The organism is Streptomyces sp. NPDC045846 (assembly GCF_056431605.1).
The window spans coordinates 38,532-62,541 of the sequence record NZ_JBWKKJ010000014.1; the positions used below are offsets into that span (position 1 = coordinate 38,532).

A 24,010-nucleotide genomic window follows, 5' to 3' on the forward strand; every position below is an offset into this window, starting at 1 on the left:
CCGTACTCCGGACCGCTTTTGGCGCAACCGGGCGGCGCCGGCCATCCCGGTTCCGGACGACATCCGGCGACACCGGCCGCCGGTGGCCCCCGTTCCGGGCCGGTGCGGGGGATGCCGGACGCCATCGGCCCGGCGGTACCGGCCGCCGTCGGTCAGCCCAACTGCCGGTACCGGCCCCGGAAGTACGTCAGCGGGCCGCCTTCCGCGCTCGGCAGGTTCGCCGTCAGGACGCGGCCGATGGCCAGCGTGTGGTCACCCGCCTCCACGCGCTGCTCGGTGCGGCACTCCAGCGTGGCCAGCGCGCCGCCGACCAGCGGCGCGCCACTGGCCTCGCCCCTGCTGTACGGGATGTCCTCGAACAGGAGGCGGTCGCTGATCCGGCCCTTCATCGCGAACCGGCCCGCGATGTGCCGCTGGCTCTCGGACAGCACCGAGACCGCCCACAGCGGCTGCTCCGCGAGCAGGTCGTCCATCCGCGAGCCGTTGCGCAGCGAGACCAGGACGAGGGGCGGGTCGAGGGAGACCGACAGGAAGGCCGTCGCGGTCATGCCCACGTCCTCGCCGCGGGGGCCGGCGTCGCTGTCGTGCGCGGTCACCAGGACCACGCCCGCGGCCAGCCGGGACATCGCGGCGCGGAACTCGTCATTGCTCACCCCCACAGGATGAGGGGTTCCGGGGGAGAGTGCGGAAAGGGCGGCGGTAAGGGGTGTCTGCAACACAAACGGAACGCTAGTCTCCTGCCACCGCGGACCGCATCGGGCCCGGGGACCAGCCGGGACCTAGGTCTCGCGGCCCACGCCTGACGGGGCGCCGCGGAACCCCCGTCGTTCCCAGCCCGTTCTCAGTTTGCGTTCAGGAAAGGTAGGGGGCAAAGACGGAAAGAACGGCCAACCCCCCATCATCTGCTGTGACTTGAGTCACAGAAGGCACTATTTGTTGACCCTGTGTACCGGCTAGACAGCTCGCTGTGATTCAGTGGCGGGGACCGTGCAAAAGGAAGGCCGATCTGAAGCCAGGAGTTGCTGTCGAGGTCTCGGGGAGAGCGAGCAATGGAGACCGAGTCGGAGCCCTACGTCCGTCTTGCGACCCTGCGGCAGCTGCACCAGGTGGTCGGGGAACTCAACACCGCCCGCAGCCTCGCGGACACGTTGCAGACCGTCGCGGACGGTGTCATCGCCGGACTCGGCTACGAGCTGGCCTGCGTCAATCTCGTACGCCCCGACGGTGACCTGGTCGTCGCCGCCTTCGCCGGCAACGCCGCGGCCGAAGCCCTGATCACCGGCCGGGTCGGATCCCGCGGCTCCTGGGAGCGCCGCCTCGCGATGGGCGAGGACTGGGACGGGCTGCGCTTCATCCCGCACACCGAGGGCTGGGTGCTCCTGGAGGACGACGTGCCCCAGTGGTACACGGAGGGCCCCGATCCCCGGTTCGAGGACGAGTGGCACCCGCAGGACCGCCTCTACGCCCCGATGTACTCCTCGGGCGGCACCCAGGAACTCCTGGGCGTCATCTCCGTCGACAAGCCCCGCAACGGCCGCAAGCCCGGCGCCTGGGGGCGCGAAGCGCTCCAGATGTATGCATCGCAGGCCGCGATTGCGATCAGCAACGCCCGGCTCCGCGCAAACATGCAGCGCGCACTGGTCCGCCTGGAGCGCGAGCAGCAGGCGCTGCGCGCCAGCGAGGAGAGCTTCCGCCAGGCCTTCGAGTACGCGCCCTCCGGCATGGCCATCGCCGAGATGGGCGGCGACCAGCACGGGCGGCTGCTGCGCACGAACGACGCCCTGTGCCGGCTGCTCGGCCGCCCCGCCTCCGTCATGCGGCGCTACTCCTTCGCGGACCTCGTGCACCCCGAGGACATAGGGACACTCCTGCGGACCTCCGCCGAGGGCGGCCGGGCGGAGCTGCGGCTCGGGCGGCGCGACGGCACCTACGTCTGGGTGTCGCTGCGCAACTCCGTGGTCGCCGACACCGCCGACGGGCCCCGCTTCCTGCTCACCCACGTCGAGGACATCGAGGACCGCAAGCGGCACGAGCTCCAGCTCGCCCACCGTGCCTCCCACGACGCCCTCACGGGCCTGCCCAACAGCGCCGAGCTGCGCGCGAGGCTGTCGGCGCGGCTCTGTCCCCGGCCGCACTCGGTCGGCCCGGCGAGTGCGGTCGAGACCCTCGACGCGGCGTACGGCCGCCCCCCGGGCACGGGGGAGTCCGAGGCGCACGGGCACGCCTTCCGCGCCGACGGCTTCGACTTCGACGCGGTGCCCGGCGGCGGACCGTACGACCACCACGTCCACACCGTGGCCCCCGACAGTGAGATCGACGACGGTACGAAGGGGCTCGCGGTGCTCTTCTGCGACCTCGACGGCTTCAAGTCGATCAACGACAGGTTCGGCCACCACACCGGCGACGCGGTCCTCATCGAGGTCGCGCGCAGGCTCACCACGGGCGTGCGCGACGGCGACACCGTGGCCCGGCTCGGCGGTGACGAGTTCGTCGTCCTCGCGGACGGGCTCGGCGCCGCGGACGCCGCCGACCTGGCGGTTCGGCTGCGCAACGCGATCATTCCGCCGATCCGGGTGGACGGCCGGGCGGTCCGCGTCGGAGCCAGTTTCGGCATCGGCTGGGCCAGCTGCGGGATGTCCGTCGAAGAGGTCCTGCGCTCCGCCGACCAGCGGATGTACATCGAGAAGCGGTCGCGCTCCAAGGTCCACCGCCGCGCGGGCTGAGCGAACCCGGGTCCGGATCACGTGTGGTCAAGGCCAGACCGGGCAGTGGTCCGTTCGGGGTAGGCTCGGCCGGTCGGCGACGGCTGGCGGACAGTGAGGAGTGACCCCGGATGACGACGCCCGGCAACAACGGCGCGAACACCCCCGAGGACGACGATCCGTTCGGCTACCTGTACGAGGACGGGCAGGCGTCAGGCGCCACGCCGCCCCGCACCGGTGGCGGCTACGGCTACCCGGGTCCGACGGTGGGGCACCAGCAGCCCGGAGTCCCCAGGACGTCGTACAACCAGGTGCGCACGGTCGGTGAGCGCAAGTACGGACAGATCCCGCAGCAGCAGTACCAGGGGCCTCCCCAGCAGCAGTACCAGGGCCCCCCGCAGCAGCAGTACGGGCAGCCGACCGCCCAGTACGCGGCGCCCGAGACCTACCCCGGCGGCGCCCCGCCCCGGCAGGGACCGCCCCCGCAGCAGACCGGCGGCGGGGGCCGCGGCCCCAACACCAAGGGGCTCCTGATCGGCGCGGTCGCGGTGGTCGCGGCCGTCGTCATCGGCATCGCCGTGGCGCTGGCCAGCAACAGCGGTGACAAGGACAAGAAGGACGACACCGCGACGCCGGGCAAGACCACGTCCGGCCAGCCCGCGCAGCCGAGCACCGATCCGTCGGCGTCGGCCTCCGCCCCGGCGAGCCTGCCCAAGGACGACGCGGCGACGCTCACGCTCGGCGGCTCCGCGCAGGTCGGCACCAACGTGCCGGGCGCGCAGGGCACCGGCGGCGCGTTCGTCGGCAACTTCAACAGCGTGGGCGCCTCGGTCACCTGGAAGCCGAACGTCCCCAAGGCCGGCTCGTACAAGCTGAACCTGCGCTTCGGCATCCCGGGCACGGACGCGAACGCGACGATAACGGTCAACGGCAAGCCCGAGAGCCGGCCCATGAACATGAAGAACTTCGCCCACTCCCCGGCGGGCGACTGGGCCAAGGGCTGGCAGAGCACCTACTCCCTGGTGCAGCTCGACAAGGGCGTCAACGAGATCAAGCTGTCCTGCGAGCAGGGCAACCAGTGCAACGCCAATCTCGACCAGGTCTGGCTGACCCCCGCCTAGGCCGCCCGGCTCAGTGCGCGTGCTCCGTCACGCGCACCGAGCCGAGCATGTCCTCGTACGCCTTGGGGTCGAACTCGCCCGCCGCGGGCGCCAGTACGGTCGCCGCGGACAGGGCCACCGCGCGCGTCAGGCGCCCAGGCCAGTCGAGCCCCTCGACGAGCCCCGACAGCAGACCGGCCACCGCCGAGTCGCCCGCGCCCGTCGGATTGCCGCGCACCGCGGCCGGCGGGGCCGCCTGCCACAGACCCTCGGGGGCGGCGGCGAGCAGGCCGTCCGCGCCCAGCGAGGCGACCACCGTGTGAGCCCCGCGCCGACGCGCGTCGCGGGTCGCCCGCAGCGGCTCGCGCGCACCCGTCAGCTGGGCCAGCTCGTCGGCGTTGGGCTTGACCAGGTCGGGCCGGGCCGCGATGCCGCGCCGCAGCGCCTCGCCGCTGGTGTCCAGGAGCACGGGCACCTTCGCGCCTCGGGCCTGGCGCACCAGCTGCGCGTACGCCCCGACGGGCAGCCCGGGCGGCAGACTCCCGCACAGCGCCACCGCGTCGGCGCCGTCCAACAGCCGCCCGTACGCGGCCAGGAAGGCGTCCCACTCGGCGGGCGAGACGAGCGGGCCCGGCTCGTTGAGCTGGGTGGTGTCGCCGGTGGCCGCGTCCACGACGGCGATCGTGCGGCGGGTGGCGCCCGCGACGGGGACGAGTTCGTCGACGGGCGCGAGTTCCGCGAGCAGCGCGCGCAGCACCTCGCCGCTCGGGCCGCCCGCGAACCCCGTCACCACGGCCTCGTGCCCGAGCGCCGCAAGCACCCGCGCGACGTTGAGCCCCTTGCCGCCGGGGCGCTCCGTGACCTCTTCGACGCGATGGCTCGCGTGCGGTACGAGGGCGGGGACGCGGTAGGTGATGTCGAGCGCGGTGTTCAGCGTGACGGTCAGAATCACGGGGTGATCATGTCAAACGGACGGCGGCAGGCCCAGACCTCGGACCGGCCACCGTCCGGACAGCGCGACCCGGTGTGCGCGGAGCGGGCTTCAGCCGAGCTTCGGCTCGATGACCCAACTGCCCTTGCGCAGCACGCCCTTGACAGTGAATTCGGCGTCCAGGACCACCAGGTCGGCGTCCTTGCCCGGTTCGAGCGAGCCCACCCGGTCGTCGACGCCGAGCAGGCGCGCCGGATTGGCCGAAAGCGCCCGTACGGTGTCCTCCACCGAGATGCCGTCGATCGTCACCGAGCGCTTGAACGCGCGGTCCAGGGTGAGCGTGGAGCCCGCGATGGAGCCGCCCTCCACGAGCCGCGCCACCCCCTCCTTGACCTCGACCTCCAGCGGGCCCAGGTGGTAGAGCCCGTCGCCGAACCCGGCCGCGTCCATGGCGTCGGTGATGAACGCGACCCGGTCGGCGCCCTTGTGCCGGAAGGCGAGTTCGAGGGCCGCGGGGTGCAGGTGCGTCCCGTCGTTGATGAGCTCGACGGTGACCCGGTCGTCCTCCAGGAGGGCCGCGATCGGGCCCGGCTCGCGGTGCCCGAGCGGGGGCATCGCGTTGAAGAGGTGGGTGGCCACGGTGGCGCCCGCGTCGATCGCCTCCACGGTCTGCTCGTACGAGGCGTCGGTGTGGCCGATCGCCGCGATCACGCCGTGCTCGGCGAGCAGACGCACGGAGTCGAGGCCGCCGGGCAGCTCGGTGGCGAGCGTGAACATCTTCGCGGTGCCGCGCGCGGCGTCCATCAGCTTGCGGACCTCGGCCGGGTCCGGGTGGCGCAGCAGGCCCTCGCTGTGCGCGCCCTTGCGGCACGGCGAGATGAACGGGCCCTCGAAGTGGATGCCGGCCAGGTCGCCCTGCTCGACCAGTTCGGAGAGCAGCCCGGCGCGCTGGGCGAGGGCGTCCATCTCGCCGGTCACCGTGGAGGCGACCAGGGTGGTGGTGCCGTGCAGCCGGTGGGTGTGGACGCCCTTGAGGACGTCCTCGACCGTGCCGTTGGTGAAGGAGGCGCCGCCGCCGCCGTGGTTGTGCAGGTCGACGAAGCCCGGGACGACCCAGTGGCCCGTGAGGTCGAGGGAGGGCGCGTCGGCCGGGGCGGCCCCGGCGATGGCGGTGCCGTCGACGATCACGCGTCCGTTCTCGACGACCCCGGTCGGGAGGACGACGCGGGCGCCGGAGAGAACAAGCGATGCGGCCATCAGGCGGTTACCTCACTGGAGTCGGGGTCGGCGTCGGCACGGAAGTGGTCAGCGGTCTCGGAGGTCCCGGCGTTCTCGGCGACGAGGTCCCACGCGAGCAGGCCCGCCCCGAGGCAGCCGGCGGTGTCGCCGAGGGCCGCGGGGACGATCTCGGGCAGCTTCTGGAACGTCACGCGCTCCTCGACGGCGGCCCGGAGCGGCACGAACAAGGTTTCCCCGGCTTCGGCGAGTCCGCCACCGATGATCAGCGTGCGGGGGTCGAGCAGGGTGAGCGCGGTGACCAGTCCGTCGGCGAGCGCCTCGACCGCGTCGCGCCACACGGCGAGCGCCCGGGGGTCGCCGGACTCGACGGCCTTGGCGCAGTCGGCGGCGTCCGCGTCGGGGTCCCCGCTCGCCTTGGCCCAGGCCAGCGTCACCGCGGAGGCCGAGGCCAGCCGCTCCAGACAGCCCCGCTGACCGCAGGGGCAGGGGATGCCTCCGGGGCGTACGACGATGTGGCCGATCTCCCCGGCGAAGCCGTGCGCGCCCGGCTCGACCCGGCCGTCGATGCCGATGGCGCCCGCGATGCCGGTGCCGAGCGGCACGAACAGGAAGCGGTCGGCGCCCTTGCCCGCGCCGATCCGGCCCTCGGCGAGGCCGCCGGTGCGTACGTCGTGGCCGAGCGCGACCGGCACGCCGTGCAGCCGCTCGCTGAGCAGCCGCCGCAGGGGGACGTCGCGCCAGCCCAGGTTGGCCGCGTAGGCGGCGATGCCGTTCTCGGCGTCCACGATGCCGGGCACGGCGACGCCCGCCGCGACCGCGCTCTCGCCCAGGTGCTCCTCTCCGTACGCCCGCAGGTCCGCGGCGAAGGCGAGGATCGACTCGACGACGGCGTCGGGCCCGCGCTCTCGGCCGGTGGGCCTGCGCGCCTCGTGGAGGAGCGTGGGCGGGCCGGGGGGATTCCCTCCGGACAGCACGGTTCCCGCCCCGACCAGGGCGGCCTTCATCCCGGTGCCGCCCACATCCAGGGCGATGACGTGTCTCACGGGGGACAGTCTCGCGCCAACACCCACTAAAGGTCTAGTCCACTCGCCGGAAGAGGGAGAAAGCGCTTTCCGCGCTGAAAATTCCCCAATGTACTCTTGCACCGGGCGTTGCGGAAGCGATATGCGACTGGTGTAGACCTCATACCCCCGTATGAGGGAAAATCGCAGCTCATTACAGGACGTCACGGGGGACCGACTGGATCCGCCAGGATCACGACGAGGGTGGGATAGCGCGTGCAGCGGCGCTTCTTGGGCTTGACCGCGGCGGTGGCCGCATTCGGCATGACGGCAGTGCTCTCGGGATGCGGCGGGCAGAGCGGCTCCGGCGACGTCACCCTCAAGCTGGTGGCCGCGGACTATGACATATCCGGCGGCGGCAGCACGAAGACGTACTGGCACAACGTTGTCGCGGACTTCGAGAAGAAGAACCCCGGCATCAAGGTCGACGTCCAGATCTTCTCCTGGGACGTCGTCGACGCCAAGGTCGCCGAGATGGTGAAGGCGGGCAACGCCCCCGACATCGCGCAGATCGGCGCGTACTCCGACTACGCGGCGACCGGCAAGCTCTACAGCGTCGACCAGCTGCTCTCCATCCCCGTCGAGGCCAACTTCCTGTCGCCGCTGGCGGACGCGGGCAACGTCAAGCGCGTCCAGTACGGCATGCCGTTCGTGGCCTCCACACGCCTGCTCTTCTACAACCAGACGCTGTTCGACCAGGCCCACATCAAGCCGCCGACCACCTGGAGCGAGCTCGCCTCCGACGCCAAGGCGCTCAAGGCCAAGGGGGTCAAGACCCCCTTCGCGCTGCCGCTCGGCAGTGAGGAGGCGCAGGCCGAGACCATGATGTGGATGCTCAGCGGCAACGGCGGCTACACCAACACCGTCGACGGCTACGACATCGACTCGCCCGAGAACATCCAGACCTTCGACTGGCTGAAGACCAACCTGGTCGAGCCCGAGCTGACCGGCCCGGTCGCGCCCGGCAAGCTCAACCGCCAGGACGCCTTCGACTCGTTCGCCAAGGGCGAGGTCGGCATGCTCAACGGCCACCCCTCGCTGATGGAGCAGGCCAAGAAGAAGGGCATCAAGTTCGGCATGGTCCCGCTGCCCGGACCGAACGGCCCGGCCAAGGCGGCGATGGGCGTCGCCGACTGGATCATGGGCTTCAAGCAGGGCGGGCACCGGGCGCAGATCGGCAAGTTCCTGGACTTCACGTTCTCCGACCAGAACGTGCTGAACTTCGCGGACCAGTACGACCTGCTGCCGTCCACGGTGTCGGCCTCCTCGGCGATGGCCGTGGACGCCAAGCACAAGGACCTCAAGCCCTTCCTGAGCGCCCTGCCCACCTCCGAGCTGCCCCCGGTCGGCAAGACGTCGTGGCCGAAGGTGAGCGAGACGGTGAAGAAGAAGATCGGCTCCGCGGTGACCCCGGGGGGCTCCCCGAAGGCGGTCCTCCAGGACATCGCGAAGGTGGCGACGGACGCGGAGAACGCGGAGTAACCCACGGGGGCGGGCCCCCGCAGGGCCTCGCCCCCCGACCCCGCCTGCGCCCGTCCCGGCCCGGGACCCCGGTGTTGCCGGGGGCTCGTCCCCCTGACCCCGGTTCTTTCCGGGGCGAGCCCCGGACCCCGTATTTCGTCCGCGGACCGTGGACGGCTGGTCGCGCAGTTCCCCGCGCCCCTTAGCGGCATGGTGCTGGTCGGCATCAGCATCTTCAGCCCGTCCGGCGTTTGAGGACGAGCGCCCTTTAGGCGCGATGCGGGGTTTGGGGCGGAGCCCCGGGGGGCTTCTGCGGACCGTGCGTGGCTGGTCGCGCAGTTCCCCGCGCCCCTTAGCAGCATGGTGCTGGGCTGCATGGGCATCTTTAGCCCGTCCGGCGTTTGAGGACGAGCGCCGTTCAGGCGCGATGCGGGGTTTGGGGCGGAGCCCCGGGGGGCTTCTGCGGATCGTGCGTGGCTGGTCGCGCAGTTCCTCGCGCCCCTTAGCGGCATGGTGCTGGTCGGCATGGGCATCTTCAGCCCGTCCGGCGTTTGAGGACGAGCGCTGTTCAGGCGCGATGCGGGGTTTGGGGCGGAGCCCCGGGAACGCCCTTTGCCCCCGGAGGGTCTCGGGGAGGGGCGGGGTGGGGAGGCTACCGTGGGGCCATGACAGAGGAGCTGGACGACCGCGCGAAGGCCGTGCTACGCATGGAGGGGCGATCCTGGCCCGCCCCGGGGGCCAAGGAGCGAGCCGTCCGGGAGGAGCTCGGAATGTCCCCCACGCGCTACTACCAACTCCTCAACGCCCTCCTCGACGACACCCGCGCCCTCGCCCACGACCCCGTCACGGTCAACCGCCTGCGCCGGGTCAGGGACGAACAGCGTGACCGCCGCTGAGGGACGCGCGCCGTTGCGCCATACGTGCACCCGCCCCGCCGGGCCCGCTCCCCGATAAGGTCGACCGCATGGGCAGCCAACCGCACCCCTTGCCGACCCCCGTCACCCAGCTCGGCCGTGAGGGACTCGCCGCGATCCTGGAACGGCCGGAGCGCACCGTCGTGGCGATCGACTTCGACGGCACGCTCGCCGAGATCGTCCCGGACCCCGAACAGGCCCGGGCCCACCCCGACGCCGTACCCGCGCTGGCCGCACTCGCCCCGTACGTGGCCTCCGTCGCCGTGATCACCGGCCGCCCGGCGGGCGTCGCGGTCCGCTACGGGGGCTTCGCGGGCGTACCGGGCCTGGAGCACCTCGTGGTGCTCGGCCATTACGGTGCCGAGCGCTGGGACGCGGTGACGGGCACGGTCAGCACCCCCGAACCCCACCCCGGCGTGGCCGCGGCCCGGGCGGACCTGCCCGGGTTCCTCGAAGCGCATGGCGCCTGGCGCGGTACGTGGGTGGAGGAGAAGGGGCAGGCCGTGGCGGTGCACACGCGCCGGGCCCGGGACCCGCAGGCCGCGTTCGAGGCCCTGCGCGGCCCCCTCGCGGAGCTGGCCACGCAGCACGGCCTGGTACTCGAACCGGGCCGCCTGGTACTGGAGTTGAGGCCCCCCGGCATGGACAAGGGGGTGGCGCTTGCGGCGTACATACGCGAGGTGGGCGCGGAGTCGGTCCTGTACGCGGGCGACGACCTGGGCGACCTCCCCGCGTTCGCGGCGGTGGAGAAACTCCGCTCGGACGGGATGCCGGGGCTGCTGGTGGCGGCGGACACGGTGATCCCGGAGCTGGCGGAGAGGGCGGACCTGCGGATGTCCGGCCCGGAGTCGACGGCCCACTTCCTGACCACCCTGGCCACGCACCTGGAACGAACCCGCGCGAAGTAGCCCCGCCGGGCCGTGCGCGGCCCCGCGCCCCTTGGCAGGGACGCCTTTGCCAGGGTGCCCATGCGGGCCCGGCCCCTCGTCGGCCCGCGGACCGTGCGCGGCCGTTCGCGCAGTTCCCCGCGCCCCTAACAGCACGGGTGCTGGTCGGCACGAGCATCTTCAGCCCGTCCGGCGATTGAGGACGAGCGCCCTTTAGGCGCGAACGGGGTCTGGGGCGGAGCCCCAGGAGTCGCCCTCAGCCCTCCTCACCCCCGGAGGGTCTCGGGAAGGGGCGGGGTGGGGAAAGGTCACCCACCCAGCGCCTCAAGCTGGCCCAAGAACCACCGCCGGGGCGAAAGCGCCGTCCCCGCGGCAGCGAGCCGCTTCGTCCGCTCCCCCCGCTCCTCCACCCCCATGGCCAGCCCCGCGTGCAACGCGTCAGCCGTCCCCGTCACGTCGTACGGGTTCACGACGAGCGCGTCCTCCCCGAGCTCCTCGTACGCCCCCGCCTCCCGCGACAGCACGAGCACGCACCCCGCGTCGGACACCACGGGCACCTCCTTGGCGACGAGGTTCATGCCGTCCCGCACGGGGTTGACGAGGGCGACGTCCGCGAGGCGGTAGGCGGCGAGGGAGCGGGCGAAGTCGTCCTGGACGTGGAGCACGACCGGGGTCCAACCATCCGTCCCGTACGCCGAGTTGATGTCGGCGGCGATGCGCGCGACCTCCGCCGTGTAGTCCCGGTACACCGCGAGGTCCTGCCGCGAGGGGTACGCGAAGGCGACGTGCACGACCCGTTCGCGCCACTCGGGGCGCGTGTCGAGCAGGTGCCGGTAGGCGAGCAGGCCGCGCACGATGTTCTTCGACAGCTCGGTGCGGTCGACCCGCACGATCGTCTTGCGGCCGGCCCCGATCTGCTCGCGCAGGGAGACCATCCGCTCCTCGACGTCGGCCTCGTGCGCACGCCGGCGCAGGAAGTCGCCGTCCGCGCCGAGCGGATGGACGGCGATGTCCGTCTCGCGCGAGGGTGCCCCCGCCGAGCCGCGCCCGTGGCGGAAGAACCGTCGCCCGTCGCTCCCGGCGCCGGGACGGGACAGCTCGCCCTCGTCCGGCCCCAGCACGCCCGCGACGGAGTCCATGAACGCCGAGGCCCACCGTGAGGTGAGGAACCCGAGCCGGTCCGCCCCGAGCATCCCCCGCAGCAGCTGCCGCGCGATGTCGTCGGGCAGCATCCGGAAGTAGTCGACCGGCGCCCAAGGCGTGTGCGAGAAGTGGCCGATCCGCAGGTCGGGGCGGAGCTCGCGGAGCAGGCCCGGCACCAGCGCGAGGTGGTAGTCCTGCACCAGCACGCGCGCCCCGTCCGCCGCCTCGGCCGCGAGCGCCTCCGCGAAGGCCCGGTTGTACGCCTCGTACGAGGCCCACTGCCGCCGGAACTCCGCGTCGAAGACCGGCTCCAGCGGCGTCTGGTACAGCATGTGCTGGACGAACCACAGCACCGAGTTCGCGATGCCGTTGTACGCGTCGGCGAAGACGGACGCCTCGATGTCCAGCATCCGGACACCCGTCTCGCCCACGCCGCGCCGCACCGCCTCGCGGTCCCCGTCGCCGAGGGCCGCGCACACCCACAGCGACTCCACGTCGGAGCCGATCGCGCTGAGCCCGGACACGAGCCCGCCCCCGCCCCGCTTGGGTTCGAGCGAGCCGTCCTCCTTCAGGGCGTAGGAGACGGGGCCGCGGTTGGACGCGACGAGTACCTGGGCTCGGGGGGCTGCGTGCGCGGTGACCATGTGGCGAACCTAGCCCGCCCCGGGGACCCTCAAACACGCGTGCGCCCGCCCCCGGGGACCGGATCCGGCCACCCGCCGCCCGGCTATGCCGCCCGGTGGACCTGGTACTCCTCGACGTCCCGCATGGGCGGCCGCTCCTCGGTGTCCACGGCGTACGTACGTGGCACGAAGCCGTGCTCGCCGCGCTCGAACTGGGTCAGCTCCGGGCGTACGAGATGGCCCCGGGACAGCCGCAGCTGCGCGGTGCGGTAGATCGCGGCGGCCATCCGGCCGAGCGCCTGCCCGTCCTGGTGGCGGTGCTTGCGCACGCCCACGTCGACCTGTGCGAGCGCGTCCAGGCCCACCGTGTGCAGCGCGTCGACGAGGAGCGCGATCTCCACTCCGTACCCGACGGGGAAGGGCAGCCGCTCGAGGAGTGAGCGCCGGGCCGCGTACTCGCCGCCCAACGGCTGTACCACACCGGCCAGTTGGGGCCAGTGCAGGTTGAGCAGCGGGCGCGCCACCAGCTCGGTGACCCGGCCGCCCTGGCCCGCGGTCGCGCCGAAGGGGCGGTCGTACATCGCCTTGACGAAGTCGACGTCCGGGTCGGTCAGGAGCGGCCCGACGATCCCGGAGACGAACCCCGCGTCGAAGTCCTTGAGGTCGGCGTCGATGAAGCACACGACGTCGCCGCCGGTCACCAGGAGCGAGCGCCACAGCACCTCACCCTTGCCGGGCAGCGCGGGGACGCGCGGCAGGATCGCGTCCCGGTGCACGACCCGCGCGCCCGCCTTCTCGGCGACCTCGGCCGTACGGTCGGTGGAGCCGGAGTCGACGACCACGAGCTCGTCGACCAGGGGCACGGAAGCGGTCATCAGCTCGCGCCGGATCGCGGCCACGATGTCACCGACCGTGGCCTCCTCGTCGAGCGCGGGCAACACGACGCTCACCGTCGTGCCCGTCCGCTGTTTCGCGGCCAGGATCGTGTCGATCGGCCGCTGGGCCGCGGACCAGGAACGCCTGCTCAGCCAGCGTTCCACCTCTTCCAGCACGTTTCCCGGCCTCCTCGTGTGATCCATCTCGCGGTTCGGACGACTATCTCAACCGTCCAGTGCTTCGGTTACAGTCTTGAACAACGCGGATGACCGTCGCATGTCGGGGGTCGTCGTCACGCTGACAATCGAATACCGCTCATCCAGAGGGGCAGAGGGAAACGGCCCGTTGAAGCCCCGGCAACCCTCCAGTCGGTTCTCGTCGATCAAGACACGGGGCCACCGGCTAGGGAAGGTGCCAAATCCGTCTCATGGCGAAGTTCGCCCTGAGGAAGATGAGGAGAAAGGGCCTCCCCTCCATGTCTGCACAGACTGTTGACACCGCCTCTGTCGAGACCGCTTCCGGCACCCCCGTCGATCTCGGTCCCGCGTCCGGGCTTTCCTGCCGCGAGTGCGGCCAGCGTTTCGAACTCGGCCCGATCTTCGCCTGCGAACTGTGTTTCGGACCGCTCGAAGTGGCTTATGACCTGCCGCTCGGCGACCCCGAGGCGCTGCGCAAGCGGATCGAGGCGGGCCCCGAGAACATCTGGCGGTACGCGCCGCTGCTGCCCGTCCCCGCCGACGTGGCCGACAAGCCGAACCTGAACCCGGGCTTCACCAAGCTCGTCAAGGCCGAGAACCTGGCGCGCGAGCTGGGCGTCGAGCCCGGCAAGCTGTTCGTCAAGGACGACTCCGGCAACCCGACGCACTCCTTCAAGGACCGCGTCGTCGCCCAGGCCCTGGAGGCCGCCCGCGCCTTCGGCTTCACCACGCTCTCCTGCTCCTCCACCGGAAACCTCGCGGGCGCGGTCGGCGCCGCCGCCGCGCGGGCCGGCTTCCGCTCCTGCGTGTTCATCCCGCACGACCTGGAGCAGGGCAAGGTCGTCATGGCCGCGGTGTACGGCGGCGAGCTCGTCGGCATCGAGGGCAACTACGACGACGTGAACCGCTTCTGCTCCGAGCTCATCGGCGACCCGCTCGGCGAGGGCTGGGGCTTCGTCAACGTCAACCTGCGGCCGTACTACGGCGAGGGTTCCAAGACGCTGGCGTACGAGATCTGCGAGCAGCTCGGCTGGCGGCTGCCCGACCAGCTGGTCATCCCGATCGCCTCGGGCTCCCAGCTCACCAAGATCGACAAGGGGCTCCAGGAGCTGATCAAGCTCGGCCTGGTCGAGGACAGGCCGTACAAGATCTTCGGCGCGCAGGCCGAGGGCTGCTCCCCGGTCTCCACCGCCTTCAAGGCCGGGCACGATGTCGTACGCCCGCAGAAGCCGGACACCATCGCCAAGTCGCTGGCCATCGGCAACCCGGCGGACGGGCCGTACGTCCTGGACATCGCGCGCCGCACGGGCGGCGCGGTGGAGGACGTCGACGACGAGCAGATCGTCGACGCCATCAAGCTGCTCGCCCGGACCGAGGGCATCTTCGCGGAGACCGCGGGCGGCGTGACGGTGGGCGTCACCAAGAAGCTCATCGAGGCCGGTCTCCTCGACCCGTCGCTCACCACGGTCGTGCTCAACACCGGTGACGGGCTCAAGACCCTGGACGCGGTGGCCGCCACGTCCCAGGCGACCGCGACCATCCGCCCGAGCCTGGACGCCTTCCGCGACGCGGGCCTCGCCCACTGAGCCTCTGCTGATCGACTAGGAGTACCGAACCATGAGCGTGAACGTCCGCATCCCCACCATCCTGCGCACCTACACCGGCGGCCTGGCCGAGGTCGCCGCCGAGGGCGCGACGCTGGCCGAGGTCATCGCCGACCTGGAGAAGAACCACGCCGGGATCGCCGCGCGCGTCCTGGACGACCAGGGCAAGCTGCGCCGCTTCGTCAACGTGTACGTCAACGACGACGACGTGCGCTTCGAGCAGGGCCTCCAGACGGCCACGCCCGAGGGCGCCGGCGTCTCGATCATTCCGGCGGTCGCGGGCGGCTGAACCGCCGCGCCGTTTAACGCCGTCTGTACGCAGAGTTGCCCCCTCCGCACGAGAAGCGGAGGGGGCAATTCAGCATGGTTGAGCGGGGTACAGTTGGGGAAGCGCCTTCGCTTCCCGTGCCAAGTGCATATGAGAACGCGACAACATGAGGTCAAAGTGTGTGTGTCCTTTGTGCCTTAAGTGCGCTTTGCCCGGCCCGACTTGCCCCGGAATGCTGAATTCATGGCATTCCGTTCACTGCGTGTGCCCGGAATTCTCGTCCGATTGACCTGTTGCAGAGGGCAGTTGGGCAGATACATTCAGCCGCGGTCGACGCGTTCCGGCGCACACCCTCTCCTGTCGGAGGGTGGAGGTCTGACCCGGGTCCGCGAAGTGTGGTCCCGTGCAAGGGCCAGTAATAGGGGAGTTAGGCATGGCTCAGGGCACCGTCAAGTGGTTCAACGCGGAGAAGGGGTACGGCTTCATCGCGGTCGACGGTGGTGCGGATGTTTTCGTCCACTACAGCGCGATCCAGATGGACGGTTACCGCACCCTTGAAGAAGGTCAGCGAGTCGAGTTCGAGATCTCGCAGGGCCAGAAGGGTCCGCAGGCGGACATGGTCAAGCTCGCCGTCTGATCTCGGCGCGATCGGCCACCGACGCACGCACGCATGAAGGGGGCCACCCCAAGGGTGGCCCCCTTCACGCACCCCTGGGGCTCCGCCCAGGCCCGGGGGGCTTGCCCTGTGCGGGGTTGGATGGTTCCGCACCCTGGGGCTGCGCCCCAAACCCCGGGGGCGCTTGCCCACCCGCCCGCCCGTTGCGCAGGGGTTGGATGTGCTGAGCCCTGGGGCTGCGCCCCAGACCCCCTTGAGGGGCTCCGCCCCTCGACCCCCGGCGGGGGCTCCGCCCCCACACCCCCGCTCGCGCCTGAACGGCGCTCGTCCTCAAACGCCGGACAGGCTAAAGATGCCAGCACCGGCCCGCCCCCCAGTACCGCCAGGGGCGCGAGGAACTGCGCGAGAAGCGACCACGGTCCGCAGGCGAAGGGGGTTGAGGGGCGCGGGGAACTGCGCGAGTCACCATGCACGACGCGAGGCCGAGATCGGGTCAAGGGGCGCGGGGAACGGCGCGAGAAGCGGGCACGGTCCGCAGATCGAAGGGGGTTCAAGGGGCGCGGGGAACTGCGCGAACAACCACGCACGACGCGAGGCCGACATCGGGTTAAGGGGCGCGGGGAACTGCGCGAGCAACCACGCACGGTGGTCAGGCGCGGGACGGCCTGATAGGGGCGCGGGGAACTGCGCGAGCAACCGCGCACGGTGGTCAGGCGCGGGACGGCCTGATAGGGGCGCGGGGAACTGCGCGAGCAACCGCGCATGGTGGTCAGGCGCGGGACGGCCTGATAGGGGCGCGGGGAACGGCGCGAGCAGCCACGCACGGTGGTCGGGCGAAGAACGGCCTGAAAGGGGCGCGAGCAACGCCGCGCGGCCCGCCGACGAAAGACCGGCTTCGTCAGGAGCCGGGGCGCGGGGGCGGAGCCCCCGCCGACACCGGGCGGCACCGCCAAGCCAAAGCCCCCCGGTTCAAGAGACTCGCTTGCACTCGCAGGTGCCGAGTGCTAATCATTGGGCTTAGCACTCTCCGAGTGAGAGTGACAGAACTTGGATCGGGTCAGTGAGGCCCGCAGACCGGGTGGGGCAAGGAACCACAAGGGCTGCAGGCCGTCCGTCGCGGGCACCGGCGCGATCCACGAAGAACGCCACCCCTGTCCGGGAGGACCACTTCACATGGCCAAGATCATCGCGTTCGACGAGGAGGCACGGCGCGGTCTCGAGCGCGGGATGAACCAGCTCGCCGACGCCGTCAAGGTCACCCTCGGCCCCAAGGGCCGCAACGTCGTCCTCGAGAAGAAGTGGGGCGCCCCCACGATCACCAACGATGGTGTTTCCATCGCCAAGGAGATCGAGCTCGAGGACCCGTACGAGAAGATCGGCGCCGAGCTGGTCAAGGAAGTCGCCAAGAAGACGGACGACGTCGCCGGTGACGGTACGACCACCGCGACCGTTCTCGCCCAGGCCCTGGTGCGCGAGGGTCTGCGCAACGTCGCCGCCGGCGCCAACCCGATGGCCCTGAAGCGCGGCATCGAGAAGGCCGTCGAGGCCGTCTCCGCCGCCCTCCTGGAGCAGGCCAAGGACGTGGAGACCAAGGAGCAGATCGCTTCGACGGCCTCCATCTCCGCCGCCGACACCCAGATCGGCGAGCTCATCGCCGAGGCGATGGACAAGGTCGGCAAGGAAGGCGTCATCACCGTCGAGGAGTCGCAGACCTTCGGGCTCGAGCTTGAGCTCACCGAGGGCATGCGCTTCGACAAGGGCTACATCTCGGCGTACTTCGCCACCGACATGGAGCGTATGGAGGCGTCGCTCGACGACCCGTACATCCTGATCGTCAACTCGAAGATCAGCTCGGTCAAGGACCTGCTGCCGCTCCTCGAGAAGGTCATGCAGTCCGGCAAGCCGCTGCTGATCATCGCCGAGGACGTCGAGGGCGAGGCCCTGTCGACCCTGGTCGTCAACAAGATCCGTGGCACCTTCAAGTCCGTCGCCGTCAAGGCCCCGGGCTTCGGTGACCGCCGCAAGGCCATGCTCGGTGACATCGCCATCCTCACGGGCGGCACGGTCATCTCCGAGGAGGTCGGCCTCAAGCTGGAGAACGCCGGTCTCGACCTGCTCGGTCGCGCCCGCAAGGTCGTCATCACCAAGGACGAGACGACGATCGTCGACGGTGCCGGTGACAGCGACCAGGTCCAGGGTCGCGTCAACCAGATCCGCGCCGAGATCGAGAACAGCGACTCGGACTACGACCGCGAGAAGCTCCAGGAGCGCCTCGCCAAGCTCGCCGGCGGCGTGGCCGTCATCAAGGCGGGCGCGGCCACCGAGGTCGAGCTCAAGGAGCGCAAGCACCGCATCGAGGACGCCGTTCGCAACGCGAAGGCGGCCGTCGAGGAGGGCATCGTCGCCGGTGGTGGCGTGGCCCTGCTCCAGGCCTCCGCGGTGTTCGAGAAGCTTGAGCTCGACGGTGACGAGGCGACCGGCGCCAACGCCGTGAAGCTCGCCCTGGAGGCCCCGCTCAAGCAGATCGCCGTCAACGGTGGTCTCGAGGGTGGCGTCGTCGTGGAGAAGGTGCGCAACCTGGCCGTCGGCCACGGTCTGAACGCCGCCACGGGTGAGTACGTCGACATGATCGCCGAGGGCATCATCGACCCGGCGAAGGTCACCCGCTCCGCGCTGCAGAACGCCGCCTCCATCGCGGCGCTCTTCCTCACCACCGAGGCCGTCATCGCCGACAAGCCGGAGAAGGCCGCCGCGGCCGCTCCGGGCGGCATGCCGGGCGGTGACATGGACTTCTGAGCCCCGGCTCGGTAGATCCTGGTTGTACGCCGAGGGCGGCACCCCCATTGCGGGGGTGCCGCCCTCGGGCGTTTCCGGGGCCCGGAACTTCGGGGTTCCGAACCGTGGGGTACGGAAACGCGAAGGTCGATACGGGTGCTGGCTCCATGGTGCGAGGCCTGGTGGCGGGGCTAATTTGGTGTCCGGAGGGGGGCGAGAGCGGCCCCAACTGGCACACCTTCGGGGGACTTTCATGAGCACCACACGACTGCGGACCCGCACCCTCGCGGCCGTGACCCTGACCGCGCTGGCGGTCGGCGCCCTGGGCGCGTGCGGCCCGCTGGACGACAAGACGTTCAAGGACGACGCCACGGTCAAGGAAAAGATCACCGCGGTGCGCCTCGACGGAAAATCGGACGGCTTCCGGGTGCGCGGCAAGAAGGGCCTCGACAAGGTGTCGGTGCACCGCGAGGTCAACTACCGGGAAAAGACGAAGCCGGAGGGCACGACGTACCACGTCGAGAACGGCGTGCTGGTGCTCGAAGGCTGCTCGGGCCACTGCTCGGTGGACTACACGGTCGACGTCCCGGCCGGAATCCCGGTGACCGGGTCGAGCACCGAGGGCACGTTGAGCCTGTCCTCGGTCGGTGAGGTCAAGGTCTCCACGAAGGACGGCGACGTGAAGGTGTCCGGGGCGACGGGCCCGGTCGACATAGGCACCACCAACGGCTCGATCAGCGGCACCGGCCTGAAGGGCACGGGCGTCACGGCCCGCACGTCGAACGGCTCGATCTCCCTGACACCCGACACCGTGCAGGACGTCACGGCGCAGACCTCCAACGGCAGCATCACCGTGACCGCGCCGTCCGCCCCGTACCACGTCACGGCCCGGACCAGCAGCGGCAGCACGAAGCTCGCGATACCCGACGCCCCGACCGCCACCCACCAGCTGAACCTGGCCACCAGCAACGGCGACATAACCGTGAAGGCGTCCAAGTAGCGGGCAGGGCCCGGGACTTGAGTGCCTCGGGCCCCGCCGCTACACCGGTTGACTCAGGCGCGTACGTCGTCGATGAACGCGGACCAGGCGGCGGCCGGGAACACGAGGACGGGCCCGTCGGGGTTCTTCGAGTCGCGAACAGGCACGAACTCGCTGTGCCCGTCGGCCACTTCAAGGCAGTTGCCGCCGCTGGCATCGCTGTACGTGGACTTGCGCCAGTGGCCGACCTCAAGGCAGTTGCCGCCCTCGCCGCCGCTGTAGCTGGACTTCTGCCAGCGGGCGACCTCAAGGCAGTCGCCCCCGCTTGCACCGCTGTAACTCGACTTGTGCCAAGTGGCCTTGCTCAGGTCGTACTCAGGGCTGATCCTCATGGGCGTAATCCTCCGCCACCGATTCGATCAGGGCCAGGGATTGTTGTGGTGAGAGTGCGCTGGCCCCAACCAAATCGTAGGTCAGTTCGTAATGGGTGACCCTGGCTGGGTCGTCCAGCAGCTGGCCGGTTCCCAGGCCTTCGATGTATGCCAGGGGAGGTGCGTCCATGAAGGCCATGAGCTTGAGGCCGCCTCCCAAGGCCATGTGAGCACCCGCGGCGAACGGCAGAACCTGGAGGATGACGCGGTGACGGGCTCCCAGTGCGGCCACATGTGCCAACGCCTCCGCCATCACGGCCGACCCGCCTACCTTCCTCCGCAGCACGGCCTCGTCAAGCACGGCCCACATCAGGGGCTTTGTTGGATCGGTCAGAAGCTCGGCGCGTGCCAATCGAGCGGCCACGAGCTCGTCGATGAACTCCTCAGGCGCTGTGAGATGACCCGCGCGGAACATAGCCCGCGCGTAGGCCTCCGTTTGAAGCAAGCCCGGAATCAGTGATGGCGCGTACTCGCGAATGGTGGTGGCGATGGCCTCCGCCTCGGCCGCTTCGGCGAAGTGATCGGGGTACTTGGACTTGGCGGCGGCGACGCAGTTGCGGGTGAAGAAGCCGTTGGTGCCGAGGATCTTGTCGATCTGGCGGGCGTATTCGAGGTGCATGCGGCGGGTGCCCGCTTCGAGCTGGCCAATGAAGGAGCCGGAGACGAAGAGGGGCTGACCGAGTTCGTCCTGGGTGAGCCCGGCCTTCTCGCGGGCGAAGCGGAGTTCGGCGCCGAGGAGGGCGCGAGGAGAGGAGGAGGGGTCGAGGTTCTTCGGTCCTGGCATGCGCAACTCCCTGGACACGCGGGGTTGTTGGATCGCCGACAGTAGTCAGGCTAGCCCGCATCGGACACGCTGGGTGAGGTAATCGACACACTCGGTGGAGCGGAAGGCAAGGGACATGGCGCTGACGGCGGAGGAGAGGGTGCGGGCGACGGAGGACGCCGTCGAGCAGTTGCGGGAGGTGCTGACGCGGTCCGGGGTGGTGCTGCCGTCCCTCAGGATCGACCCGCTGACGTGTGCGGGCCACGTGCTGTATCCGCTGGTGGACCTGGGTCGCTGCAACCTGGACATGGCGCTGCGGCTGGTGTCCGTACTGGCGGGCACGTACAGCGCGGAAGGGGCACCGCCGGTGGGCGGCACCCCTTCCGTGAGGTCGACGACAGGGCACTGACGGGACGTCAGCTGCCGGGTGCTATCCCAGGCTGTTCCTGCGGCGTCGCAGCCAGACGAGTCCGGCTCCGGCGGCTAGGAGGGCGAGGGCGGCGGCCGCGATCGTGGCGATCTGGGTGCCGGTGTTGGCGAGACCGCCGCCGGCGTGCGGGTCGCCCGGCTGGTTCCGCCCGCCCTGGCCGGTGGGCCCGGGGTTGGGGCTGGGGGAGGCCGGGGGAGTGGAGGGCTGACCGGAGTGGGTCGGCGTGGGCGTGGGCGTCGGGGTGGGCCCGCCGCCGGTGCCGGTGTGGGCGGCGGTGTTGCCGCCGAGGGCGAGGAGGGCCTTGTTCTCCGCGTCGTCGGTCATCGCCTTGACGGAGATGTCGGTCGTGCGGGGGAGGTTCTTGTGCTCGGCGGTGAACTTGGCCTGGGTGACGTTCTGCTTGGGCGACTTGGAGAAGTCGACGCCGCCCATGACGCAGGTGCCGGGTTGGCCCGCCTTCTCGCAGGGGTAGCTGTAGTCGCCCTGGGTGAAGGACTTCACGTAGTCCCGGTAGGTCTGCTCCGGCGTCCAGGAGGCGTTCTGGCCGCGCAGCGGCCAGTCGGCGACCCGGTTGCTGTTGATGACGGCGTGGTAGTCCGTGGGGGACTGGGTGTCCTGCTGGCGGATCCACTCGGCGGCGACGCGGGCGTTGTAGACGGCGCGCAGGTCGGCGTACCGGGGGTCGGTGTTCACCTTCTTCTCGATGTCCGGCACGATCAGCGCGTCCATGAGCTCGGTGACGCGCTGGTGCTGGGCGTCGGTGAGGTCGCACTTGCCGTTGGGGCTGGGGGTCTTGACCTCCTGGGGTACGGAGTTGACCTTGAGCGGGGCGTCGAGGATGTAGAGGCCGCCGTTCTGCTCGCGGACCTCGGCGGGCTTGGGGACGATCCAGTTGCGCACGCCGTGGGTGCAGGGGATGTGCTCGGCGCTGAGCTTGTCCCAGAGCTGCTTGCCGACGCCGGTGCGGGGGTCCATGTCCTTGGCGTAGTCGTGCTTCATCTCCAGGTCGGCCTGGAGCAGGACGCGTCCGGCGTCGGTCTTGCCGAACGTCGGGTCCATGATCTTGTCGGGCTGGTCCGGGTTGAGGTTGACCCAGAACTTTTCGGGGGTCAGGGCGAGCCAGGTGAAGAAGGAGTCGGAGATGAGCTCGGCCTTCTGCTGCCCGCCGTAGCCGAGGCCGGAGGACTCGTCGACCTTGTTGGCGGAGAAGGAGTAGTTCAGGCCCTGGCCCTTGACGGGCTTGCCGACGTAGCGGAGCTCCAGGGTGGAGAAGTCGACGCCGCCGGGCCCGCGCACCCGCATGCCCTCGGGGTCGGCGGCGCGGATGCGGTCCATCTGCCGCTTCATGTCGGCCGGGGTCGCGGGCGACTGCCGGATGACGTCGGAGCCGCGCCCGATGCTGTTCCTGGTGTCCTGGGCGGTGTACTTGCCGGGCTGGAACTCCGTCTCCGGGGTGGAGACGTGCTCGTACGTGGTGACCCGGCCCTGGCCGCCGAGCTGCTTGAGCCCGTTGGTGTACTTGAGGGTGTCCTCGGACTGCGGCTGCCCGAAGGTGTACCGCAGCTTGTAGTCCTTGTACTTGGGGTCCTTCAGGAAGGCGCGGTCCTTCGGTGCCTGCGAACTGTCGTGGTTTCCACCGGACTTGACCTCAAGCACCTCCTTGGTCTTGTGATTGACCGCGTCGAAGCGCCGCTGGTAGGTCTTGCCGGTGTCCGGGTCGGTGACCGAGACGGTCTCCTCGCAGATCCAGTCCGGCCCGAGCAGCCCGAGGTCCTTGACGACCTTGCCGTGGAAGGCCTCGCCGCGCGGGTTGCGTCCGTAGACCTCGATGTAGGCCTCGTTGAGCCAGTTGCCGAAGCCGCCGTACTTGGTGTCGGCGTTGCCGTTGCGCGAGAGGTAGTCCTTGTACGTCGCGTAGACGCGCTCGGGGGTGCCTTCCGCATACTTCTTGTAGGGCAGGGTGAGCTTGTCGAGGATCTTGTCCCGCTCGACGGGGTCGTCGGGCAGGGTGAGGCCGTCCATGGCCTGGCGCTGGTTGGGGAATCCGTAGGAGTCCCAGTCGGTCTCGGGCCGGACCGCGTCGCCCTTGGCCCACGGAAGGCTGCCCGGATCGGTGGGCTTCCCCTTGAGCTTGAACATCTGCTCGCAGGGCATTGCCTTGGTCGCCGCGTCGGCCGTGCCCTGGAGCTGTGGCAGGCCGCCGGCGGAGAGGATGCCGACGGTGGCGAGAGCGACCGCGGCGCGCGCCCACAGGTGGTGCCGGCGCGTGGATATCGGATGGTTCACGCGAACGTGTCTTTCCCCGGGAGCCCAAAGAAGTGGGCGTGGAGCGTGCCGCGACACCAGGGGCCCCCGTGCTCAATGGCGTCGCGCAGCACCACACGCTAGCCCTCCCGAGCCACAGGCGCCCCACAGTTTTCCCGCTCCCCAAACTCCCAACTCGCCATCTCCACAAGCCCCTTACACCCCTCCCGTACGCTCGCTGCTCATGAGCGAACAGGAGTGGACGAGCCATCCCCGGCTGACGGCGTGGCTGGCGGAGCAGGAGGCGGCGTTCGGGGAGTGGGCCGCGTCGCACCCGGGGAGCTGGGACTTCTCGGCGGAGTCGGTCGACGCGCTGGAGCGGGCGGTGCGGGAGGACTTCGCGGCGTCGCGGTGGGAGGACGTGAGGGCCGCCCAGCACACCCCGAGACTGACCGCCCCCGCGTGGTACCTCGGCGAGGTCTGCGTCCGCGCGGGCGCGGTGTGGAAACTGAACCCGGCGGCCCCCATCGACCCCGCGACGTGGGAGGGCCCCTTCGTGGGCGTCCCCGGCGACCCGATGGAGAACCCCGACCACGAGGACCTGTACGAGGACGACGACTACTACCCCGCAGCGGTCCCGGTCGCCGAACTGCGCGGCATGTTCCTGAAGCCCCCACCGTGGCGCCTGCGGAACGTGGTGGAGGAGTTCGAGGAGTGGGAACGCCCGTGAACCCGCCCGCACGGGCCTGACGCGGGTCGCCGCCCG

21 protein-coding genes and 1 riboswitch are annotated in these 24,010 nt (G+C 70.7%); of the genes, 12 read left to right on the forward strand and 9 right to left on the reverse strand.

Features of this window, described 5'->3' with window-relative positions:
- Nucleotides 1-152 precede the first annotated feature (152 nt).
- Nucleotides 153-626, reverse strand: a complete 474-nt coding sequence (locus tag AC07F3_RS32700) for a flavin reductase family protein (protein ID WP_479118306.1) — start codon at nt 624-626, stop codon at nt 153-155.
- A 423-nt stretch (nt 627-1,049) separates the two neighbouring features.
- Between AC07F3_RS32700 and cdgB the strand changes: the two genes are divergently transcribed.
- Both cdgB and AC07F3_RS32710 read left to right on the forward strand, forming a co-directional pair.
- Complete coding sequence (gene cdgB / locus AC07F3_RS32705) at nt 1,050-2,723, forward strand: diguanylate cyclase CdgB (RefSeq protein WP_479118123.1); 1,674 nt, start codon at nt 1,050-1,052, stop codon at nt 2,721-2,723.
- A gap of 110 nt (nt 2,724-2,833) precedes the next feature.
- Nucleotides 2,834-3,823, forward strand: coding sequence for a CBM35 domain-containing protein (locus tag AC07F3_RS32710; protein ID WP_479118125.1), 990 nt, complete (start codon nt 2,834-2,836; stop codon nt 3,821-3,823).
- Nucleotides 3,824-3,833: 10 nt separating this feature from the next.
- Here AC07F3_RS32710 and AC07F3_RS32715 read toward each other — a convergent pair whose 3' ends face one another.
- The 3 genes from AC07F3_RS32715 to AC07F3_RS32725 form a co-directional block, all read right to left on the reverse strand.
- Nucleotides 3,834-4,754, reverse strand: coding sequence for a 1-phosphofructokinase family hexose kinase (locus AC07F3_RS32715; protein WP_479118126.1), 921 nt, complete (start codon nt 4,752-4,754; stop codon nt 3,834-3,836).
- Nucleotides 4,755-4,844: 90 nt separating this feature from the next.
- Nucleotides 4,845-5,990, reverse strand: coding sequence for an N-acetylglucosamine-6-phosphate deacetylase (nagA, locus tag AC07F3_RS32720; protein ID WP_479118127.1), 1,146 nt, complete (start codon nt 5,988-5,990; stop codon nt 4,845-4,847).
- On the reverse strand, nt 5,990-7,015 hold the full coding sequence (locus AC07F3_RS32725) for an ROK family protein (RefSeq protein ID WP_479118128.1): 1,026 nt from the start codon (nt 7,013-7,015) through the stop codon (nt 5,990-5,992). The genes nagA and AC07F3_RS32725 overlap by 1 nt, the downstream gene beginning before the upstream one ends.
- Before the next feature lie 282 nt (nt 7,016-7,297).
- Here AC07F3_RS32725 and AC07F3_RS32730 point away from each other — a divergent pair, with 282 nt between their 5' ends.
- From AC07F3_RS32730 to otsB, 3 genes are all read left to right on the forward strand, one after another.
- Complete coding sequence (locus AC07F3_RS32730) at nt 7,298-8,515, forward strand: extracellular solute-binding protein (protein WP_479118129.1); 1,218 nt, start codon at nt 7,298-7,300, stop codon at nt 8,513-8,515.
- 644 nt (nt 8,516-9,159) lie between these two features.
- Nucleotides 9,160-9,390, forward strand: a complete 231-nt coding sequence (locus AC07F3_RS32735; protein WP_114039194.1) for a DUF3263 domain-containing protein — start codon at nt 9,160-9,162, stop codon at nt 9,388-9,390.
- Nucleotides 9,391-9,458: 68 nt separating this feature from the next.
- Complete coding sequence (gene otsB / locus AC07F3_RS32740) at nt 9,459-10,316, forward strand: trehalose-phosphatase (protein ID WP_479118130.1); 858 nt, start codon at nt 9,459-9,461, stop codon at nt 10,314-10,316.
- 287 nt (nt 10,317-10,603) lie between these two features.
- On the opposite strand, the gene AC07F3_RS32745 is transcribed toward otsB, so the two are convergent.
- Nucleotides 10,604-12,082 carry an alpha,alpha-trehalose-phosphate synthase (UDP-forming) gene (locus AC07F3_RS32745; protein WP_479118132.1) on the reverse strand — a complete coding sequence of 493 codons (1,479 nt, stop codon included), beginning with the start codon at nt 12,080-12,082 and terminating at the stop codon, nt 10,604-10,606.
- Nucleotides 12,083-12,165: 83 nt separating this feature from the next.
- Entirely contained in the window at nt 12,166-13,113 is a 948-nt protein-coding gene (locus AC07F3_RS32750; protein ID WP_479118134.1) for a glucosyl-3-phosphoglycerate synthase, read from the reverse strand.
- 136 nt (nt 13,114-13,249) lie between these two features.
- Nucleotides 13,250-13,395, forward strand: a riboswitch (SAM riboswitch).
- Between the two features lie 17 nt (nt 13,396-13,412).
- Between AC07F3_RS32750 and thrC the strand changes: the two genes are divergently transcribed.
- The 5 genes from thrC to AC07F3_RS32775 all read left to right on the forward strand — a co-directional run bounded on the left by thrC (nt 13,413) and on the right by AC07F3_RS32775 (nt 19,397).
- Nucleotides 13,413-14,720 (forward strand): threonine synthase, encoded by a 1,308-nt coding sequence (gene thrC / locus AC07F3_RS32755; RefSeq protein WP_479118135.1) that lies wholly within the window; start codon nt 13,413-13,415, stop codon nt 14,718-14,720.
- A gap of 31 nt (nt 14,721-14,751) precedes the next feature.
- Nucleotides 14,752-15,027, forward strand: a complete 276-nt coding sequence (locus tag AC07F3_RS32760) for a MoaD/ThiS family protein (RefSeq protein ID WP_479118136.1) — start codon at nt 14,752-14,754, stop codon at nt 15,025-15,027.
- 412 nt (nt 15,028-15,439) lie between these two features.
- Nucleotides 15,440-15,643, forward strand: a complete 204-nt coding sequence (locus tag AC07F3_RS32765) for a cold-shock protein (RefSeq protein WP_005315736.1) — start codon at nt 15,440-15,442, stop codon at nt 15,641-15,643.
- Nucleotides 15,644-16,795: 1,152 nt separating this feature from the next.
- Nucleotides 16,796-18,418, forward strand: coding sequence for a chaperonin GroEL (gene groL, locus AC07F3_RS32770; RefSeq protein WP_114039081.1), 1,623 nt, complete (start codon nt 16,796-16,798; stop codon nt 18,416-18,418).
- 232 nt (nt 18,419-18,650) lie between these two features.
- Complete coding sequence (locus AC07F3_RS32775) at nt 18,651-19,397, forward strand: DUF4097 family beta strand repeat-containing protein (RefSeq protein ID WP_479118138.1); 747 nt, start codon at nt 18,651-18,653, stop codon at nt 19,395-19,397.
- Between the two features lie 53 nt (nt 19,398-19,450).
- Here AC07F3_RS32775 and AC07F3_RS32780 read toward each other — a convergent pair whose 3' ends face one another.
- Together AC07F3_RS32780 and AC07F3_RS32785 are read right to left on the reverse strand one after the other, a co-directional pair.
- Complete coding sequence (locus AC07F3_RS32780; RefSeq protein ID WP_479118139.1) at nt 19,451-19,768, reverse strand: DUF397 domain-containing protein; 318 nt, start codon at nt 19,766-19,768, stop codon at nt 19,451-19,453.
- Complete coding sequence (locus AC07F3_RS32785) at nt 19,752-20,591, reverse strand: helix-turn-helix domain-containing protein (RefSeq protein ID WP_479118141.1); 840 nt, start codon at nt 20,589-20,591, stop codon at nt 19,752-19,754. Before AC07F3_RS32785 ends, AC07F3_RS32780 begins: the two co-directional genes overlap by 17 nt.
- A gap of 115 nt (nt 20,592-20,706) precedes the next feature.
- Here AC07F3_RS32785 and AC07F3_RS32790 point away from each other — a divergent pair, with 115 nt between their 5' ends.
- Nucleotides 20,707-20,979, forward strand: a complete 273-nt coding sequence (locus AC07F3_RS32790) for a hypothetical protein (RefSeq protein WP_479118142.1) — start codon at nt 20,707-20,709, stop codon at nt 20,977-20,979.
- Between the two features lie 21 nt (nt 20,980-21,000).
- On the opposite strand, the gene AC07F3_RS32795 is transcribed toward AC07F3_RS32790, so the two are convergent.
- Complete coding sequence (locus AC07F3_RS32795) at nt 21,001-23,286, reverse strand: LPXTG cell wall anchor domain-containing protein (protein WP_479118143.1); 2,286 nt, start codon at nt 23,284-23,286, stop codon at nt 21,001-21,003.
- Between the two features lie 202 nt (nt 23,287-23,488).
- On the opposite strand from AC07F3_RS32795, the gene AC07F3_RS32800 reads away from it, so the two are divergent.
- Nucleotides 23,489-23,974, forward strand: a complete 486-nt coding sequence (locus tag AC07F3_RS32800; protein WP_479118144.1) for a hypothetical protein — start codon at nt 23,489-23,491, stop codon at nt 23,972-23,974.
- Nucleotides 23,975-24,010: the final 36 nt, after the last annotated feature.